Annotated in this window: 24 protein-coding genes; all 24 read right to left on the bottom strand. The window is 66.3% G+C overall.

Translation table 11 applies throughout. The features are described 5' to 3' along the window. Positions 1 to 2: 2 nt before the first annotated feature. The gene (locus FHR19_RS03775; RefSeq protein ID WP_184024536.1) at positions 3 to 737 is read right to left on the bottom strand and encodes a TorF family putative porin; all 735 of its coding nucleotides are present in this window, start codon (positions 735 to 737) and stop codon (positions 3 to 5) included. Between the two features lie 10 nt (positions 738 to 747). Continuing rightward, positions 748 to 1161, bottom strand: coding sequence for a hypothetical protein (locus FHR19_RS03770; protein WP_184024532.1), 414 nt, complete (start codon positions 1159 to 1161; stop codon positions 748 to 750). A gap of 271 nt (positions 1162 to 1432) precedes the next feature. Then, entirely contained in the window at positions 1433 to 2989 is a 1557-nt protein-coding gene (gene guaA, locus FHR19_RS03765) for a glutamine-hydrolyzing GMP synthase (RefSeq protein WP_184024529.1), read from the bottom strand. Positions 2990 to 3283: 294 nt separating this feature from the next. Further along, complete coding sequence (locus FHR19_RS03760) at positions 3284 to 5434, bottom strand: prolyl oligopeptidase family serine peptidase (protein ID WP_184024526.1); 2151 nt, start codon at positions 5432 to 5434, stop codon at positions 3284 to 3286. An 83-nt stretch (positions 5435 to 5517) separates the two neighbouring features. Next, on the bottom strand, positions 5518 to 5940 hold the full coding sequence (rplQ, locus tag FHR19_RS03755) for a 50S ribosomal protein L17 (protein WP_184024523.1): 423 nt from the start codon (positions 5938 to 5940) through the stop codon (positions 5518 to 5520). 205 nt (positions 5941 to 6145) lie between these two features. Next, on the bottom strand, positions 6146 to 7213 hold the full coding sequence (locus FHR19_RS03750) for a DNA-directed RNA polymerase subunit alpha (protein WP_184024521.1): 1068 nt from the start codon (positions 7211 to 7213) through the stop codon (positions 6146 to 6148). Positions 7214 to 7320: 107 nt separating this feature from the next. Next, positions 7321 to 7710: a 30S ribosomal protein S11 gene (rpsK, locus tag FHR19_RS03745; protein WP_066583941.1), complete on the bottom strand. Its 390-nt coding sequence runs from the start codon at positions 7708 to 7710 to the stop codon at positions 7321 to 7323. A gap of 103 nt (positions 7711 to 7813) precedes the next feature. Further along, complete coding sequence (gene rpsM / locus FHR19_RS03740; protein ID WP_184024519.1) at positions 7814 to 8182, bottom strand: 30S ribosomal protein S13; 369 nt, start codon at positions 8180 to 8182, stop codon at positions 7814 to 7816. Between the two features lie 258 nt (positions 8183 to 8440). Beyond that, complete coding sequence (locus FHR19_RS03735) at positions 8441 to 9091, bottom strand: adenylate kinase (RefSeq protein ID WP_184024517.1); 651 nt, start codon at positions 9089 to 9091, stop codon at positions 8441 to 8443. A 39-nt stretch (positions 9092 to 9130) separates the two neighbouring features. After that, a complete protein-coding gene (secY, locus tag FHR19_RS03730; RefSeq protein ID WP_184024515.1) occupies positions 9131 to 10504 on the bottom strand; it encodes a preprotein translocase subunit SecY in 1374 nt (457 codons plus the stop codon). Positions 10505 to 10679: 175 nt separating this feature from the next. Further along, complete coding sequence (gene rplO, locus FHR19_RS03725; RefSeq protein WP_184024513.1) at positions 10680 to 11234, bottom strand: 50S ribosomal protein L15; 555 nt, start codon at positions 11232 to 11234, stop codon at positions 10680 to 10682. An 89-nt stretch (positions 11235 to 11323) separates the two neighbouring features. Further along, entirely contained in the window at positions 11324 to 11500 is a 177-nt protein-coding gene (gene rpmD, locus FHR19_RS03720) for a 50S ribosomal protein L30 (RefSeq protein WP_184024511.1), read from the bottom strand. 5 nt (positions 11501 to 11505) lie between these two features. Then, complete coding sequence (gene rpsE, locus FHR19_RS03715) at positions 11506 to 12219, bottom strand: 30S ribosomal protein S5 (RefSeq protein ID WP_221228345.1); 714 nt, start codon at positions 12217 to 12219, stop codon at positions 11506 to 11508. Between the two features lie 2 nt (positions 12220 to 12221). Then, on the bottom strand, positions 12222 to 12575 hold the full coding sequence (gene rplR / locus FHR19_RS03710; RefSeq protein ID WP_184024509.1) for a 50S ribosomal protein L18: 354 nt from the start codon (positions 12573 to 12575) through the stop codon (positions 12222 to 12224). Then, on the bottom strand, positions 12575 to 13108 hold the full coding sequence (gene rplF / locus FHR19_RS03705; RefSeq protein ID WP_184024506.1) for a 50S ribosomal protein L6: 534 nt from the start codon (positions 13106 to 13108) through the stop codon (positions 12575 to 12577). Before rplF ends, rplR begins: the two co-directional genes overlap by 1 nt. Then, the gene (gene rpsH / locus FHR19_RS03700; RefSeq protein WP_184024503.1) at positions 13108 to 13503 is read right to left on the bottom strand and encodes a 30S ribosomal protein S8; all 396 of its coding nucleotides are present in this window, start codon (positions 13501 to 13503) and stop codon (positions 13108 to 13110) included. The genes rplF and rpsH overlap by 1 nt, the downstream gene beginning before the upstream one ends. A gap of 12 nt (positions 13504 to 13515) precedes the next feature. Next, the gene (gene rpsN, locus FHR19_RS03695; protein WP_184024500.1) at positions 13516 to 13821 is read right to left on the bottom strand and encodes a 30S ribosomal protein S14; all 306 of its coding nucleotides are present in this window, start codon (positions 13819 to 13821) and stop codon (positions 13516 to 13518) included. Positions 13822 to 13840: 19 nt separating this feature from the next. Then, entirely contained in the window at positions 13841 to 14428 is a 588-nt protein-coding gene (rplE, locus tag FHR19_RS03690; RefSeq protein WP_184024497.1) for a 50S ribosomal protein L5, read from the bottom strand. Then, the gene (gene rplX, locus FHR19_RS03685) at positions 14421 to 14738 is read right to left on the bottom strand and encodes a 50S ribosomal protein L24 (protein ID WP_184024494.1); all 318 of its coding nucleotides are present in this window, start codon (positions 14736 to 14738) and stop codon (positions 14421 to 14423) included. Before rplX ends, rplE begins: the two co-directional genes overlap by 8 nt. After that, the gene (gene rplN / locus FHR19_RS03680) at positions 14738 to 15106 is read right to left on the bottom strand and encodes a 50S ribosomal protein L14 (RefSeq protein ID WP_096343776.1); all 369 of its coding nucleotides are present in this window, start codon (positions 15104 to 15106) and stop codon (positions 14738 to 14740) included. Before rplN ends, rplX begins: the two co-directional genes overlap by 1 nt. An 81-nt stretch (positions 15107 to 15187) precedes the next feature. Beyond that, positions 15188 to 15466, bottom strand: coding sequence for a 30S ribosomal protein S17 (gene rpsQ, locus FHR19_RS03675; RefSeq protein ID WP_184024492.1), 279 nt, complete (start codon positions 15464 to 15466; stop codon positions 15188 to 15190). Between the two features lie 13 nt (positions 15467 to 15479). Continuing rightward, on the bottom strand, positions 15480 to 15683 hold the full coding sequence (gene rpmC, locus FHR19_RS03670; protein WP_184024489.1) for a 50S ribosomal protein L29: 204 nt from the start codon (positions 15681 to 15683) through the stop codon (positions 15480 to 15482). A 2-nt stretch (positions 15684 to 15685) separates the two neighbouring features. Then, positions 15686 to 16117, bottom strand: coding sequence for a 50S ribosomal protein L16 (gene rplP, locus FHR19_RS03665; RefSeq protein ID WP_184024486.1), 432 nt, complete (start codon positions 16115 to 16117; stop codon positions 15686 to 15688). Between the two features lie 5 nt (positions 16118 to 16122). Continuing rightward, positions 16123 to 16833: a 30S ribosomal protein S3 gene (rpsC, locus tag FHR19_RS03660; protein ID WP_184024484.1), complete on the bottom strand. Its 711-nt coding sequence runs from the start codon at positions 16831 to 16833 to the stop codon at positions 16123 to 16125. Positions 16834 to 16835 lie beyond the last annotated feature (2 nt).

The raw sequence follows: 16835 nt of genomic DNA, 5'->3' as shown, positions 1-16835 counted from the left end.
GTTTAGAAGAAAACCACCGCGTGGGCGGTCAGCCGGTCGCCGGCATCATCGGGATCGGCAAAGGGCGAAGCCACCACTGCCCGCGTATCTACATCGGTGCCTGAATAGCGAAGCCCAAGTGCCAGCGGCCCGAACCGCCGCTCCACCCGCACACCCCAATCGACATAGCTCTTGAGTTCCGGCCGCAGCCGCGCGGCAAGGATCGGATCGTCGGTCGACCCCGACGTCCGCCCGACATACGCCGCGACTTCGATCCCGGTGCCGGGGATGCCCGCACTCGCCCGCGCCTGTAGGTACAGGTTGTCGCCGCCGATCGCATCCTGATCGGGTGCGTAGTTCGCCGCCAGATCGAGCTGCAGCGGACCCAGCGCATAGCCGAGGCCGAGGTCGATCTCGCCGTAATCGGCCTTCACGTCCGACCCGGCAAAGAAATGCCCGGTGGCGCCGACGTTCAGCGACACGCCGCTGGCAAGATCGCGCGAATAGCTGACGGAAGGGTCGATCACGACATCCGCCCCGCCATGCCGCCGCGCACCGCGCAACGTCGTCGCGCGCGCGTCGAGGCGCAGGCCCGCGACTGGCACCGATACGATCGCATCCAACGCGGGATCACCGTCGCTCCACGACAGGCCCCTGCGGCGATGGTCGGTCGTCACCTCCAGCGAGCCGGTCGGGCGGCCGAGATCCTGTGCCTCCACTGCGCTCGCGCCGGCGATAAGCCCCAGCGCGAGCAACATTCTCATTCGATCAACCATTCGGTACGAGCGCCTCCAGTTCGGCGACGAGCGTCGCCCGGTCATTCTCCGCCGCCGCCACCAACCGGTCGCGAATCGCAGGGCTGCGGTCGGCAACCGCCTGCTCGATCGCCGGGCGCGCAGTGCGGCAGTCACCGGGCTGCGTGCCGCGGAGCGTACGGTCGGTCGCCACCGCGCGGGCGGCCTGCGGTGCGGCGTCGAGCGCGCGCTCCACGGTCACTGCCGCGGTCCACATGCATTGCTGGCGCGAGGGCCGGTTGGGCGTGTGCGCCCCGATCGTCTTCGTATCGAGTGCGACGCGCGCGCGATAGGTGGCAGCGTGCTCCGCGCCGGCATGGGCGACGGTCACGCGGTGTTCGATCGTGTCGCCAAGCGTGGTCGCGGCGAGGGCCAGCATCAGGGACATCAGGGGATCTCCTCTCTCGTCCGGTTTCGGTTCCTGCGGTGCGCCGGCTGTCGCCGGTCTGCGACAGACCAATGCGCCGGACGCACGCGATTTCCGGGCGAAACAAGAAATTACAGAAGCGTAACGGAAGTTAGTCTGTCCACCCGCGCCGCTTGCGTCGCCGAACGATCCGGCCGAAATCCCGCCCCGCGGCGGCAACTCCCCGTCTGCGGCGGCTCGCGCCGCCGAATGACGAAGCCGAAATCCCGCACCGCGGGATTTCGAGTCTTCGTCATTCCCATTCGATCGTACCGGGCGGCTTGCTCGTATAATCGTAGGTCACGCGATTGATCCCGCGCACCTCGTTGATGATCCGCGTCGCGACGCGCGGCAGGAAGTCGCCGGGGAAGCCGAACGCCTCCGCAGTCATGCCGTCGGTTGACGTGACCGCCCGCAGCGCCAACACGTTGTCGTACGTCCGCCCGTCGCCCATCACGCCGACCGATCGCACGGGGAGCAGCACCGCGAACGCCTGCCAGATCGTGTCGTAAAGGCCCGCGTTGCGGATCTCCTCAAGGTAGATCGCGTCGGCCTTGCGCAGGATGTCGCAGCGTTCCTTCGTCACCTCCCCCGGGATGCGGATGGCGAGGCCGGGGCCGGGGAACGGATGCCGCCCGACGAAGATATCGGGCAGGCCCAGCTCGCGGCCGAGCGCGCGCACTTCGTCCTTGAACAGCTCGCGCAGCGGCTCGACGAGCTTCATGTTCATCCGCTCGGGCAGGCCGCCGACATTGTGGTGGCTCTTGATCGTCACCGACGGCCCGCCGGTGAAGCTGACACTCTCGATCACGTCGGGATAGAGCGTGCCCTGTGCCAGGAACTCGGCCCCGCCGATCTTGCGTGCCTCCTCCTCGAAGATGTCGATGAAGGTCTTGCCGATGAACTTGCGCTTGGCCTCCGGGTCGGTGACGCCGGCCAGGCCGCCGAGGAACAGCGCCTCCGCGTTCACATGGACCAGGGGGATGTTGTAGTGGCCGCGGAACAGGCTGACGACCTGATCGGCCTCGCCGCTTCGCATAAGGCCGTGGTCGACGAAGACGCAGGTCAACTGCTCGCCGATCGCCTCATGGATCAGCACCGCCGCGACCGCGCTGTCGACGCCGCCCGACAGGCCGCAGATGACCCGGCCCGAGCCCACCTGCGCGCGGATGTCGGCGATCTTGGCGGCGCGGAACTCGGCCATCGACCAGTCGCCCGCGCAGCCGCAGACATGGCGCACGAAATTGGCGAGCAGCCGCCCGCCATCGGGGGTGTGGACGACCTCCGGGTGGAACTGCATCGCGTAATAGCGGCGGTCATCGTCGGCGATGACGGCGAAGGGCGCGCCGGTGCTCGATGCGACAGGGCGGAAGCCGTCCGCCAGCGCCGTCACCTTGTCGCCGTGGCTCATCCAGACCTGATGGCTTTCGCCCTCACCCCACAGGCCGTCGAAAAGGGCGCAGCGGTCGGCGATCTCGATGAACGCGCGGCCGAATTCACCGCTGTCGCCGCCCTGCACCGCCCCGCCCAGCTGATGCATCATCACCTGCTGGCCGTAGCAGATGCCGAGCACCGGCAGACCGCTGTCAAAGATCGCCTGCGGCACCCGCGGGCTTCCCTCATCGAGAACCGAGGCGGGGCTGCCCGACAGGATGATGCCCCTGGGTTTCATGCGCGCGAACGCGTCGGCGGCGGCGGTGAAGGGGGCGATTTCGGAATAGACGCCGGCCTCACGCACGCGCCGCGCGATGAGCTGCGTCACCTGACTACCGAAATCGACGATGAGGATGGATTCGGGCTGTTCGACCATGGGCCCATCTAGCCGAAGCACGGGCGAGGGCAAGCGCGAAGGGCTTCAGCGGCGGGGCGGCATCCGGCGCAATAGTTCGGCGCGCGCGCGCAGGTGATAGATCGCCTGCATCCGATCCATGCCGGTTTCGCGGCAGATCCGCTGGATTTCACACTCACTCGGCATCGTCCTGCCCCCGATGAACGCCGACGGCCGCGAACGTCGTCCCGCAGCCGCCGTCAGGTTGGGTCGCGCGCCGTTCAAACGCGACACGCGACCTACCACTATCAAAGGGTTAAGTTCCTTTAAGGTCCGCTATTCGACGGGCCTGACCTCCAATCCGGTCCACTTCGCCGCAAAGGCATAGAGGTCGGCGGTTTCCTCGATGATCTTGTCGGTGGGCTTGCCGCTGCCATGGCCGGCGCGCGTTTCGATGCGGACGAGGTGCGGCTTGGGACCGATATCCGTCGCCTGGAGCATCGCGGTGTATTTGAACGTATGCCCCGGCACGACGCGGTCGTCGGTGTCGGCGGTGGTCGCCAGGATCGCCGGATAGGTCTTGCCCGCCGTGATGTTGTGATAGGGCGAGTAGGCGCGCAGGATCATGAAGTCCTCCGCCTTCGACGGATAGCCGTAATCGTCGACCCAGTAGCGACCGGCGGTGAAGCGGTCAAAGCGCAGCATGTCCATCACCCCCACGGCGGGCAGGGCCGCTGCGAACAGGTCGGGCCGCTGGTTCACGACCGCGCCGATCAGCAGGCCGCCGTTCGACCCGCCCTGGATCGCAAGGCCGTCCTTCTTCGTGATCCCCTCGGCAATCAGATATTCGCCCGCGGCGATGAAGTCGTCGAAGACGTTCTGCTTGTTCTTCAGCCGCCCGCCGTCATGCCATGCCTTGCCGTACTCGCCGCCGCCGCGAATGTTGGCGAGGACGAACACGCCCCCCTGCTCCATCCATGCGATGCGAGAGGCGGAGAAGGCCGGCGTATAGCTGACGTTGAACCCGCCATAGCCCCACAGCATCGTCGGCGCCGGGGCTGTCACGTCCTTGCGCCGCACGACGAACATCGGAACGCGCGTGCCATCCTTCGAGGTGTAGAAACGCTGCTCGACACCGTAGCGGCTGGGATCGAACGCCACCTTGGGGCTGGCCCACGCCGTCGCGCGGTCGGCCTTCACGTCGTAGCGATAGATCGTCGTCGGCGCGTTGAAGCTGGTATAGGCGTAAAAGGCCTCCGCATCGTCGGCATCGCCGCTGATCGACGCGGTGCCGATCCCGGGCAGCTTCACCGTGCCGAGCTTCCGCCCGTCCGGTGCGTAGCGACGGATCTCGGTCTTGGCGTCGACGAGGTAGCTCAGCACCAGTTGCCCGCCGATCGTCCGTGCGCCCTCCAGCACCGCCTGATCCTGCGGCACGACGTCGCGGATCGCCTGCGGGCGGGTCACGTCCATCGCGACGATGCGGCCGCGCGGCGCATCCTTGTTGGTCTGCCAGTAGAAGGTGTTGCCGGTGTTGCCGGCATAGCTCCACTCGTTCTCGAGGCCGTTCACCAGCTTCTTCGGCGCGTACTTGCCGTCGGCAAGGTCGATCAGCGTGACCTCGTACCGATTGTCGGTACCCTCGCTCGTTGTCACGATCAGGTAGCGGCCGTCGTCCGTCACCTGCGCCGAATGGCCGCGCTTGGGCGTGTCGGGTGTCGAATAGACGAGGCGGTCGGCGGCCTGAGCCGTGCCAAGCTTGTGGAAATAGACCGCCTGGTTCTCGTTCAGCGCCTGAAACTCCGCCCCGGCCTTCGGCTCGGGGAAGCGCGAATAGAAGAAGCCCGACCCGTCCTTCGCCCAGGCGAGGGCGGAGAACTTCACCCACTTCAGCTCGTCGGGCATCACCTGGCCGGTGTCGACGTCGAGCACCTTGACGGTGCGCCAGTCCGACCCGCCGTCCTGGATCGAATAGACGAGGCGCTTGCCGTCCTCGGACGGCTGATATTCGCCGAGCGCGGTGGCGCCGTCCTTGGCCCACGTGTTCGGGTCGATCAGCACCCGCCCCTCGCCGTCCAGGCTGTCGCGGACGTACAGCACCGCCTGGTTCTGAAGCCCCGAGTTGCGGCTGTAGAAGTATCGGCTGCCCTTCTTCTCGGGCACACCGAACCGCTCATAGTTGAACAGCTGCGTCAGTCGCGCCTTGAACGCCGCGCGGCCGGGCAGCGTCGCCAGATAGGCATCGGTCGTCTTGTTCTGCGCCGCGACCCAGGCGGCGACCTTGGGATCGCTGCGCACGTCGTTCTCGAGCCAGCGATAGGGATCGGCGACGGCCTCGCCGAACAGCGTCTCGGTGACGGGAACCTTGTCGGTCGCGGGATAAGTGATCGGGGCTGCCACGGTGCTTCGCGTCTCCGGCCGTTTGTCTTCAGCCGCATGGATGGGGGCGGCGAACAGGAGCGGCAAGAGAAGGATCGCGCGAGCCATCGAGATAGTCTCCGGAGAAACGAGAAAGGCCGCACCCTGACGGGATGCGGCCTTTCCTGCAAGTCCGTGAGATGACGGGCCGATCAGGCGGCTTCGTCGAAATCCTCGTCGGTCATCACCGGACCCGAATCCTGCCCCTTGGCGCTGACGTCGCGGTCGACGAACTCGATGATCGCCATCGGCGCGGCGTCCGAGGCACGCGGGCCGGTCTTGATGATGCGGGTGTAGCCGCCGTTGCGGTCGGCATAGCGCGAGGCCAGCACGTCGAACAGCTTCACGAGCTGCGCATCGTCGAGCAGGCGGGCATGTGCCAGACGACGGTTCGACAGGCCGCCCTTCTTGGCCAGCGTCACCAGCTTCTCGACATAGGGGCGAAGCTCCTTGGCCTTGGCCACCGTCGTCGTGATCTGCTCGTGCTTGATGAGCGCGGCCGACATGTTGCGGAACAGCGCGGTGCGGTGGGCCGAGGTCCGCTGAAGCTTACGGCCGCCATACTTGTGACGCATGTGATCTTCCTTTTCGTTCGTTCGGGGGCCGTGTCAGGTACCCCGGACCAGGTGGGACGTCGGGCCACCCTGTGTACGTCGCTCCGGCGATGCGGAGCCCCTTGTCGATGGCCCGGCGCGGCAAAGCCGCGCCGTCGGACGAGCCGATGGCTCGCCGGCCGGGCTTGCGCCGTCTTCGGGCTAGCCGAAGCTAGCCCGATGCGGCTCAGCCCATGATCTCCTGTTCGAGCTTCTTGGCCATTTCCTCGATATTCTCGGGCGGCCAGCCCGGGATTTCCATACCGAGGCGAAGGCCCATGCTCGACAGCACTTCCTTGATCTCGTTGAGCGACTTGCGGCCGAAGTTCGGCGTGCGCAGCATCTCGGCCTCGGTCTTCTGGACCAGATCGCCAATATAGATGATGTTGTCGTTCTTGAGGCAGTTGGCGCTGCGGACCGATAGCTCGAGCTCGTCGACCTTCTTGAGCAGGTAGCGGTTGATCGTCGCGGTGTCGCCCGGAGTATCGGCGGCGGGCGCCGGCAGGCCGGCGGTGGCCGCGGGGGCCGCGCGCGTCATCGCCGAATCGTCGAAGTGGACGAACAGCGCCAGCTGATCCTGGAGAATGCGCGCGGCATAGGCGAGCGCGTCGTCCGGGGTCACGGTGCCGTCGGTCTCGACCGTCAGTGTCAGCTTGTCATAGTCGAGTTCCTGCCCGACGCGGGTGTTCTCGACCTTGTAGCTGACCTGACGGACTGGCGAGTAGAGCGCGTCGACCGGGATCAGGCCGATCGGCGCATCGGCCGGACGGTTGGCGGTCGCGGGCACATAGCCCTTCCCCGTGTCGGCGGTCAGCTCCATGTTGAGCGTCGCACCATCGTCGAGGTGGCAGAGCACCAGCTCGGGGTTCATCACCTCGATGTCGCCGGTGACGGCGATATCGCCCGCCTTGACCTCGGCCGGGCCGGTCGCCGACAGCTGAAGGCGCTTCGGCCCTTCGCCCTGCATCTTGAGGGCGATCTGCTTGACGTTCAGGACGATGTCCGTCACGTCCTCGCGAACGCCCGTCAGGCTCGAGAATTCGTGCAGCACGTTCTCGATCTTGATCGACGTGACTGCCGCGCCCTGGAGCGAGGACAGCAGCACACGGCGCAGCGCATTGCCGAGCGTCAGGCCGAAGCCACGCTCCAGCGGCTCGGCGACGAAGGTCGCCTTCCGCTTCGAATCGGTGCCCGACTTCTTTTCGAGGCCGTTGGGCTTCTTCAGTTCCTGCCAGTTCTTTGCGTTGACAGACACAGGCTTCCCCTGGGTTGGGCGGGAACGGGGCGCTTCCCGCCGAAACGCGGCGTCGCGCGGCGGCACGGCTTCATCAGCCGGCACCGCCGCGCGACGCGATATTCAAATCAGACGCGGCGACGCTTCGACGGACGAACGCCGTTGTGCGGGATCGAGGTCACGTCGCGGATCGAGGTGATCTGGAAGCCGACCGCCTGCAGCGCGCGAAGCGCCGATTCGCGGCCCGAACCCGGACCCTTCACTTCGACCTCGAGCGTGCGGACACCGTGCTCGGCGGCCTTGCGGCCCGCGTCCTCGGCGGCGACCTGCGCGGCGTAGGGCGTCGACTTGCGCGAGCCCTTGAAGCCCATCATGCCGGCCGACGACCACGAGATCGCATTGCCCTGCGCGTCGGTGATCGTGATCATGGTGTTGTTGAAGCTGGCGTTCACATGCGCGACGCCGGCGGTGATGTTCTTGCGCTCGCGACGGCGAAGGCGCTGCGGTTCACGTGCCATTGGAAATCATCCTGACTTTGTGTCGTGGTACGGAGGCCGGCGGGCTGTTCGCCCCACACCAGCCTTCCGATGGAGAAGAAGGAAATCGGTCCGGCGGACCGAGTTACTTCTTCTTGCCCGCGATCGGCTTCGCCTTGCCCTTGCGGGTGCGCGCGTTGGTGTGCGTGCGCTGGCCGCGGACGGGCAGGCCCTTGCGGTGACGCAGGCCGCGATAGCAGGCGAGGTCCATCAGGCGCTTGATGTTCATCGCGGTCTCGCGACGAAGATCACCCTCGACGGTGTAGCCGGCGTCGATCGCCTCACGGATCTGAAGAACCTCCTGGTCGCTCAGGTCCTGCACGCGGCGGTCCGCGGCGATTTCCAGCTTGTCGGTGATTTCCTTGGCCTTGGACGGGCCAATGCCGTGGATATACTGAAGCGCGATGATCACGCGCTTGTTGGTCGGGATGTTGACACCCGCAATACGAGCCATGAATCTATTCTCCCAGCTCCACAGCGAACGGCATGGCAGCACGTCCGCTATCTCGTCGCGTTGATCCGAGCCCATGCGGAATCGGCGGACGCGAAAGCGCGCCGCCGGTGGTCCGCGGTGTCGGAAGAGGGCCAACTAGGCGGCGCGCGGGCGCCTGTCAAGCGAGTCGCGCGCTGTCAAGCGGAACCTTTTGATGGTTTCGGCGTGCGATAACGCGCAGCGCCCGGCACGCGGGGGCGAACCCGCCCCCGCCCGGTCTCAGCGTGCGCCGAGAATATCCTCGATCGCCGCGGTGACGTCCGCGATGTCGGCCATGCCGTCGATCCGGCGCACCAGCCCCTGCGCCTCGTAGTGCGGCAGGATCGGCGCGGTCTTGGCGCGATACTCGGCCATCCGCGTGCGCACGGTCTCGGCATTGTCGTCGGGGCGGCGCTTGAACTCGGTCGAGCCGCACACGTCGCAGGTGCCCGTGACCGCGGGCAGCTTGAACACGTCGTGATATCCCTCGCCGCACCTGGCGCAGGTGAAGCGGCCGGTGATGCGCTCGACCAGCGCCTCTTCATCGACAATCAACTCGATCACATAATCGAGCTTGCGCCCACGCGCGGCCAGCAGCTCGTCGAGCGATGCAGCCTGCGCCGCGGTGCGCGGATAGCCGTCGAAGATCAGCCCCGGCTCCGACCCCAGCTCGTCGAGCCGCTCGCCGATGATGCCCGAGACGATCTCGTCGGACACGAGCTGCCCCGCCTCCATCACCGCCTTGGCGGCGAGCCCGGTCGGCGTCCCCGCCTTGACCGCGGCGCGCAGCATATCGCCGGTCGAAAGCTGCACCATGCCGCGCTCGGCGACGAGGCGGCCCGCCTGCGTGCCCTTGCCCGCACCCGGCGGCCCCAACAGGATGATGTCCACGCTTTCCCCCTTTGAACGCCGTCCGTGCGGCGTCCGCCCTTACTGGCGGACGCGCCCGCCCTTCAGCTTCGCCTTCTTGATCAGATCGCCATACTGGTGCGCCAGCAGGTGCGACTGGATCTGCGTCACCGTGTCCATCGTTACGTTGACGACGATGAGGAGGCTAGTGCCACCAAGGTAGAAGGGAATGCTGAGCGCCGAGACGAGATATTCTGGCAACAGGCAGATGATCGTCAGGTACGCCGCACCGATCACTGTGATGCGCGTCAACACATAATCGAAATAATTCTCCGTGTTCTTGCCCGGCCGGATGCCCGGAATGAAGCCGCCATAGCGCTTCAGATTCTCGGCGGTCTCCTCGGGATTGAAGACGACCGCGGTGTAGAAGAACGAGAAGAAGATGATGCCCGCCGCATAGAGCGTCATGTAGATCGGGCTGCCGTGCTGAAGCGACTGGTTCAGCCAGATCATCACGTCATTCCACATGCCGCCACCGGTGGCGTTCATGTTCTTACCCGCGAACTGGCTGATCGTCACTGGCATCAGCAGCAGCGACGAGGCGAAGATCGGCGGAATGACGCCCGCGGTGTTGATCTTGAGCGGCAGGTGGCTGCGCTCGGCCTGGACGCCGCGCGCGGTCTGGCGCTTGGGATACTGGATCAGGATGCGGCGCTGCGCGCGCTCCATGAAGCAGATGAACAGGACGAGGCCCGCGACCGCGGCGATGATGCCGAGCAGGCGAACCGGATCGACGGTGCCCGTGCGGCTGCCCTCGAACAGCTGGACCAGCGTGGTTGGCAGGTGGGCGACGATGCCCGCCATGATGATGAGGCTGATGCCGTTACCGATACCGCGGCTGGTGATCTGCTCGCCCAACCACATCAGGAACATCGTACCGCCGATCAGCGACACGACCGCGCCGACGCGGAACAGCATCCCCGGCTCGACCACCGCCTGTGCGCCGGCCGAGGCGCCGAACGCCTCAAGGCCGACAGCGATGAACCAGCCCTGGATCGCGGTCAGCAGGACGGTGCCGTAGCGGGTATACTGGTTGAGCCGCTTGCGGCCGCTCTCGCCTTCCTTCTTGATCGCGGCAAGCTGCGGCGACAGCGAGGTCGCGAGCTGCACGACGATCGAGGCGGTGATGTACGGCATCACGCCGAGCGCGATGATCGACATGCGCTGCAGCGCGCCGCCCGAGAAGGTGTTGAAGAAGTCCATCACGCCGCCCTGCGTCTGCTGCGCGAGCAGATTGAGCTGCGTGGGGTCGATGCCGGGAAGCGGCACATAGCTGAGCATGCGGAACACGATGAGTGCCCCCAGCGTGAACCAGAGCCGCTTCTTGAGCTCGGTCGCCTTGCCGAATTTCGACAGGCTGATGCTGGATGCGAGATTGTCGGCTGCGGATGCCATCTGGATGTCTGTCCCGGGAATCAGTGCGGGCGGAACCTTCGCCCGTCCGGTTCGTGCATATAGGCCGTGATGCGGCGATGTCTAATGCCGGGGCGGTCTTTGCCAGCGCCCGGTGCCGCCGCGGACGGCGGAAACGAGTGGGGGCGCCCGGTTACCGGACGCCCCCATCGTTCAATCAGGCCTGAGCGGCCTTCTGCTTCTCGGCCTTGACGGCCATACGCTCGGTGCGGGCCTTACCCTTCTTGGCCGCGGCCTTCTCGGCGGCCGGAACCACCTCGATCACCTCGACGCTGCCGCCGGCTGCCTCAATCGCCTCGCGCGCGCCCTTCGACACGCCGGCGACCTTGAGGCTCAGCTTGGCCGACAGGCTGCCCTTGCCGAGCACGCGCACGCCGTCCTTGCCGCCGCGCGTCAGGCCGGCGGCGTTCAGCGCCGCCTGGTCGAGCGTCGCGCCCTTGTCGAGCTTGCCCTCGTCGATCGCCTTCTGAAGGGCGCCGATGTTGATCTCGGCATAGTCCTTGCCAAACGGGTTGTTGAAGCCGCGCTTCGGCAGCCGCATGTGGAGCGGCATCTGACCGCCCTCGAAGCCGTTGATCGCGACGCCCGAACGCGCCTTGGCGCCCTTCTGGCCGCGGCCGGCGGTCTTGCCCAGGCCCGAGCCGATGCCACGGCCGACGCGCACGCGCTCCTTGCGGGCGCCCTTGTTGTCGCGGATGTCGTTCAGTTTCATGTCTTGCACTCGCTTTCGCTTGGTTCGCGCTAAAATCAGGAAGGGGGCCGTTAGCCCCCTTCCCTCGTCTTGTCATGTCTAATCGAGGATTAGCCCTCGACCGACACCATGTGATGCACCTTCTGGATCATGCCGCGCACCGAGGGGGTATCCTCGAGCTCGACCGTCCGGTGCATCTTGTTGAGGCCCAGGCCGATCAGCGTCGCGCGCTGATCCTTGGTCCGGCGGATGGGCGAACCCGTCTGCGTCACCTTGATCGTCGCCATGTCGCTTACTCCGTGAGCGCCGCGGCGTCAGCCTCGGCGGTCTGCGACCCACCGCGGCCGAGCAGGTCGGCGATCTTCTTGCCCCGGCGCTGTGCGACGGCCTTGGGCGAGCTCTGCTCACCCAGCGCCTCGAACGTCGCGCGGATCATGTTGTAGGGGTTCGAGGTGCCCGTCGACTTGGTCACCACGTCGGCGACGCCCAGGCTCTCGAACACCGCACGCATCGGACCGCCGGCGATGATGCCGGTACCCGATGGCGCCGAGCGGAGGTAGACGTTGCCCGCACCGAAATGGCCGCGGCCATCATGGTGCAGCGTCCGGCCCTCGCGAAGCGGCACGCGGATCATCTTCTTCTTGGCCGAAGCCGTCGCCTTCGAGATCGCCTCAGGCACCTCGCGCGCCTTGCCATGGCCGAAGCCGACACGGCCCTTGCCGTCGCCCACGACGACCAGCGCCGCAAAGCCGAAGCGCTTGCCGCCCTTCACCGTCTTCGACACGCGGTTGATGTGGACGAGCTTCTCGATAAGCTCCTCGCCACCCTCGTCGCGGTTGCGGTCGTCACGGCGACCACGGTTGCCGTCACGGCCGCCGCGACCGCGGTTGTCGCCGCCGCCGGGGCCACGCCCACGGCCGCCGCGGCCGCCGCGCGGGGCGCCGGTGTTCGCGTCGGGCGACGTCGCCTCGACCGGGGTCTCGGTCTGGTTGTTTTCGTCGGCCATCGTCAGAACTCCAATCCGCCTTCACGCGCGGCATCCGCCAGCGCCTTGACACGGCCATGATAGAGGAAGCCGCCGCGGTCGAAGACGACCTGCGTGACGCCCGCTGCCTTGGCTGCCTCGGCAAGCTTCTTGCCGACTTCCGCCGCCGACGCGACGGTCGCGCCGATCTGCCCGCCGCCCTTCACGAGGCTCGAGGCCGAGGCCAGCGTCTTGCCCTCGGTATCGTCGATCACCTGGGCATAGATGTGACGGCCCGAACGGTGCACCGACAGACGGGGACGAAGGCCGGCCCGCGCGCGGAGCGCAGTACGGTTGCGGCGACGCCGCTTCTCGAAGAGAGAGAGACCCTTGCTCATTACTTCTTCTTCCCTTCCTTGCGGAAGATGAACTCGTCGGCGTACTTGATACCCTTGCCCTTATAGGGCTCGGGCTTGCGCCACCGGCGGATTTCCGCGGCGACCTGGCCGACCTTCTGCTTGTCGATGCCGCTGATCTCGACCGTGGTCTGATCCGGCGTCTTGATCTCGATCCCCTCGGGGATCTCGAAATTGACGTCGTGGCTGTAGCCGAGCTGCAGCTTCAGGGTCTTGCCCTGCGCGTTGGCGCGGTAACCGACACCGGTGATGAGCAGCTTCTTCGAGAAGCCCTCGGTCACGCCGGTGATCAGGTTCTGCACCAGCGTGCGCTGCATGCCCCAGAACGCGCGAGCGCGCTTGGTCTCGTTGGCCGGCTGCACCGAGATGCCGCCGTCGACGGTCTCGTACTTGATGTCGTCGGCGAGCGGCATGGTGAGGGTGCCCTTGGGCCCCTTCACGCTGAGCTCACCGCCAGCGATGTTCGCCGTCACGCCCGAGGGGACGGTGACCGGCTTCTTGCCGATGCGGCTCATCAGAACACCTCCGCCAGCACTTCGCCGCCGACGTTCTGCTCACGCGCTTCGGCGTCGGACAGAACGCCCTTCGGCGTCGAGACGATCGTGATGCCGAGGCCGTTGCGGACGCGCGGAAGCTCCTGCGAACCCGAATAGACGCGGCGGCCCGGCTTCGAGACGCGCGCGACGTGCTTGATCGCCGGCTGGCCCTCGAAATACTTGAGCTCGATGCGGATGCCCTCGATCGGGCCCAGCTGCTCGTTCGAATAGCCGCGGATATAGCCCTCGCGCTGAAGCACGTCGAGCACGCGGGCCCGCAGCTTCGACGCAGGCGTCAGGACGCTGTCCTTGCGCGCGCGCTGGCCGTTGCGGATGCGGGTGAGCATGTCACCCAGGGGATCGGTCACTGCCATTGTCTTGATCCCTTACCAGCTCGACTTCGTGACGCCGGGGATCAGGCCCTTGTTGGCCAGATCACGCAGCATGACGCGAGCAAGACGGAACTTGCGGTAATAGCCGCGCGGACGCCCGGTGAGCTCGCAGCGGTTGCGGATGCGCGTCGGATTGCCGTTGCGCGGCAGCTCCGCCATCTTCAGGCGCGCCATCAGACGGTCGGTCTCGTCGGCCGACTTGTCGTTCGCGATCGCCTTGAGCTTCGCATACTTGGGCGCATACTTCGCGACCATCTTGCGACGCTTCTCGTTCTTGTTCACAGAACTCAGTTTCGCCATGACTTAAGTTCTTCCTTCCTTAAGCCGCTTGCTTGGCATCGTCGTCCGCCGCAACCTGCGGGAACGGGAAGCCGAACAGACGGAGGAGCTCGCGAGCCTCTTCATCGGTCTTCGCGGTGGTGGTCACGATCACGTCCATGCCGCGGATCTTCTCGATCCGGTCATAGTTGATCTCGGGGAAAATCAGCTGCTCCTTGATGCCGCAGGCATAGTTGCCGCGACCGTCGAAGCTCTTGGGGTTCAGACCGCGAAAGTCGCGGACGCGCGGCAGCGCGATCGTGACGAAGCGGTCGAGGAACTCGTACATGCGCTCGCGGCGAAGCGTGACCTTGACGCCGATCGGCATGCCCTCACGCAGCTTGAACTGCGCGATCGACTTCTTGGCGCGCGTCACGACCGGCTTTTGCCCCGCGATCAGCTCCATTTCCGAAGCGGCCTGCTCGACCTTCTTCTTGTCCTGGGTCGCCTCGCCGACGCCCATGTTCAGGACGATCTTGTCGATGCGCGGGATCTCGAGCGCGTTCTTGTAACCGAACTTCTCGGTCATCGCCTTGGCGATGCTGTCGTCATACAGCTTGCGCAGGCGGGGCGTGTAGGTGTCAGCCATTGATGACATCCCCCGTCTTGGCGGCGACACGAACCTTCTTGCCGTCGCGGATTTCGAAGCGGACGCGCGTCGGCTTGCCATCGGCGGTCACGTGCGCGACCTTCGAGATGTGCAGCGGCGCTTCCGAGCGCTCGAGCCCGCCCTGCGGCGCGGCCTGAGTGGGCTTCTTGTGGCGGACGGCGACGTTGACGCCGGCGACGACGACCTTGCCGTCCCGCGGCATCGAGGCGATGACTTCGCCCGTGCGGCCCTTGTCCTTGCCCGACAGGACGACAACCTTGTCGCCCTTCTTGATCTTGGCGGCGGCCATTACAGCACCTCCGGCGCGAGGCTGATGATCTTCATATAGCCCTTGCCGCGCAGCTCGCGGACGACGGGGCCGAAGATACGAGTGCCGATCGGCTCCTCGTTCTTGTTCACGAGCACGGCAGCGTTTCCGTCGAAGCGGATGACCGAGCCGTCGGCGCGGCGGATATCCTTGCGCGTGCGGACGATGACGGCGCGGTGCACGTCACCCTTCTTCACGCGGCCGCGCGGCGCGGCTTCCTTGACGCTGACGACGATGACGTCGCCCACGCCCGCGGTACGGCGCTTCGAGCCGCCCAGCACCTTGATGCACTGGACCCGCTTGGCGCCGCTGTTGTCAGCGACGTCCAGGTTGGACTGCATTTGGATCATGTGACCCGTTCCTTCTCACTGGGGTGGATACCGACCCAACCCCGCCTTCACCAACCACCGGCGGACCGGCGGCAGTTTTGCTTACGCGGTGGCTTCCGCCGCGACCTCTTCGGGCGTCGCGTGGGTGTTGACCCGCGCCACGACCTTCCAGGTCTTCAGCTTCGAGATCGGCGCGGTCTCTTCGATGCGCACGGTCTCGCCCTCGCGATACTCGTTGCCCTCGTCATGGGCATGGTACTTCTTCGAGCGGCGGATGATCTTGCCGTAGAGCGGGTGCTTCACCTTGCGCTCGACGTTCACCACCACCGTCTTGTCGGTCTTGTCCGAGACGATCACCCCGGTCAGCACACGCTTCGGCATGTCGGTCCCTTCCTTACTTCGAGTCCGAGCGCGAACGCTCGTTCTGCAGCGTCTTGATGCGCGCGATGTCGCGGCGCACTTCGCGCACGCGGCTCGACTTCTCGAGCTGGCTCGTCGCGGCCTGGAAGCGGAGGTTGAACGCCTCGCGCTTCAGGTTGCCGAGGTCCTCGCCCAGCTGATCGTCGCTCTTGGCGCGCAGATCGGTTGCCTTGGTCATGTTCAGCCCTCCAGGTGCGACGTGTCGCCGAGGCGAGCGACGACCTTGGTCTTGATCGGCAGCTTCATCGCCGCACGCTCGAACGCTTCCGCCGCGAGCGGGCCGGGAACGCCGTCCAGCTCGAACAGGATGCGGCCCGGCTTGACGCGAGCGGCCCAAAACTCGGGCGCGCCCTTGCCCGAGCCCATGCGGACTTCGGCCGGCTTCGACGAGACCGGAAGGTCCGGGAACACCCGGATCCAAAGGCGGCCCTGACGCTTGATGTGGCGCGTGATCGCACGGCGAGCCGCCTCGATCTGGCGCGCGGTGATCCGCTCGGGCTCCATGGCCTTCAGGCCATAGGCGCCGAAGTTCAGCGTCGCGCCGCCCTTGGCCTCGCCCTTGATCCGGCCCTTGAAGGCCTTGCGGAACTTGGTGCGCTTCGGTTGCAGCATCGGACTTAGTTCCTACGGTCGTCGCGCGCCGGGCGAACGCCCGAGGTCTGCGATTCGAGGTTCAGGCGATCGGTGGCCAGCGGATCGTGGCCGAGGATCTCGCCCTTGAAGATCCAGACCTTGACGCCGCACACGCCGTACGCGGTGTGGGCCTCGGCCTCGGCATGGTCGATGTTCGCACGCAGCGTGTGGAGCGGCACGCGACCTTCGCGATACCATTCCGAACGCGCGATCTCGGCGCCGCCCAGACGGCCGCCGCAGTTGATGCGGATGCCTTCTGCGCCCAGGCGCATCGCCGACTGCACCGCACGCTTCATGGCGCGGCGGAAGGCGATACGACGCTCGAGCTGGTCGGCGATGCCCTGCGCGACGAGGCGCGCATCGACTTCCGGCTTGCGGATCTCGACGATGTTCAGCGACACGTCCGAAGCGGTCATCGTGCCCAGCTTCTTGCGAAGCTTCTCGATGTCCGCGCCCTTCTTGCCGATGATGACGCCCGGACGGGCGGCATAGATCGAGATGCGGCACAGCTTGGCCGGACGCTCGATCACGACCTTCGAGATCGCCGCCTGCTTCAGCGTCTTCATGATGTACTGGCGGATCTTCAGATCCTCCAGCAGCAGCCGGCCATAGTCAGCGCCCTCGGCGAACCAGCGGCTGTCCCAGGTGCGGTTGATCTGAAGGCGAAGGCCGATCGGATTGCTCTTGTGACCCATGG

It is taken from the genome of Sphingomonas yantingensis, assembly GCF_014199325.1.
Lineage (GTDB): Bacteria > Pseudomonadota > Alphaproteobacteria > Sphingomonadales > Sphingomonadaceae > Sphingomonas > Sphingomonas yantingensis.
This window is presented reverse-complemented; position numbering and strand designations above follow the sequence as displayed.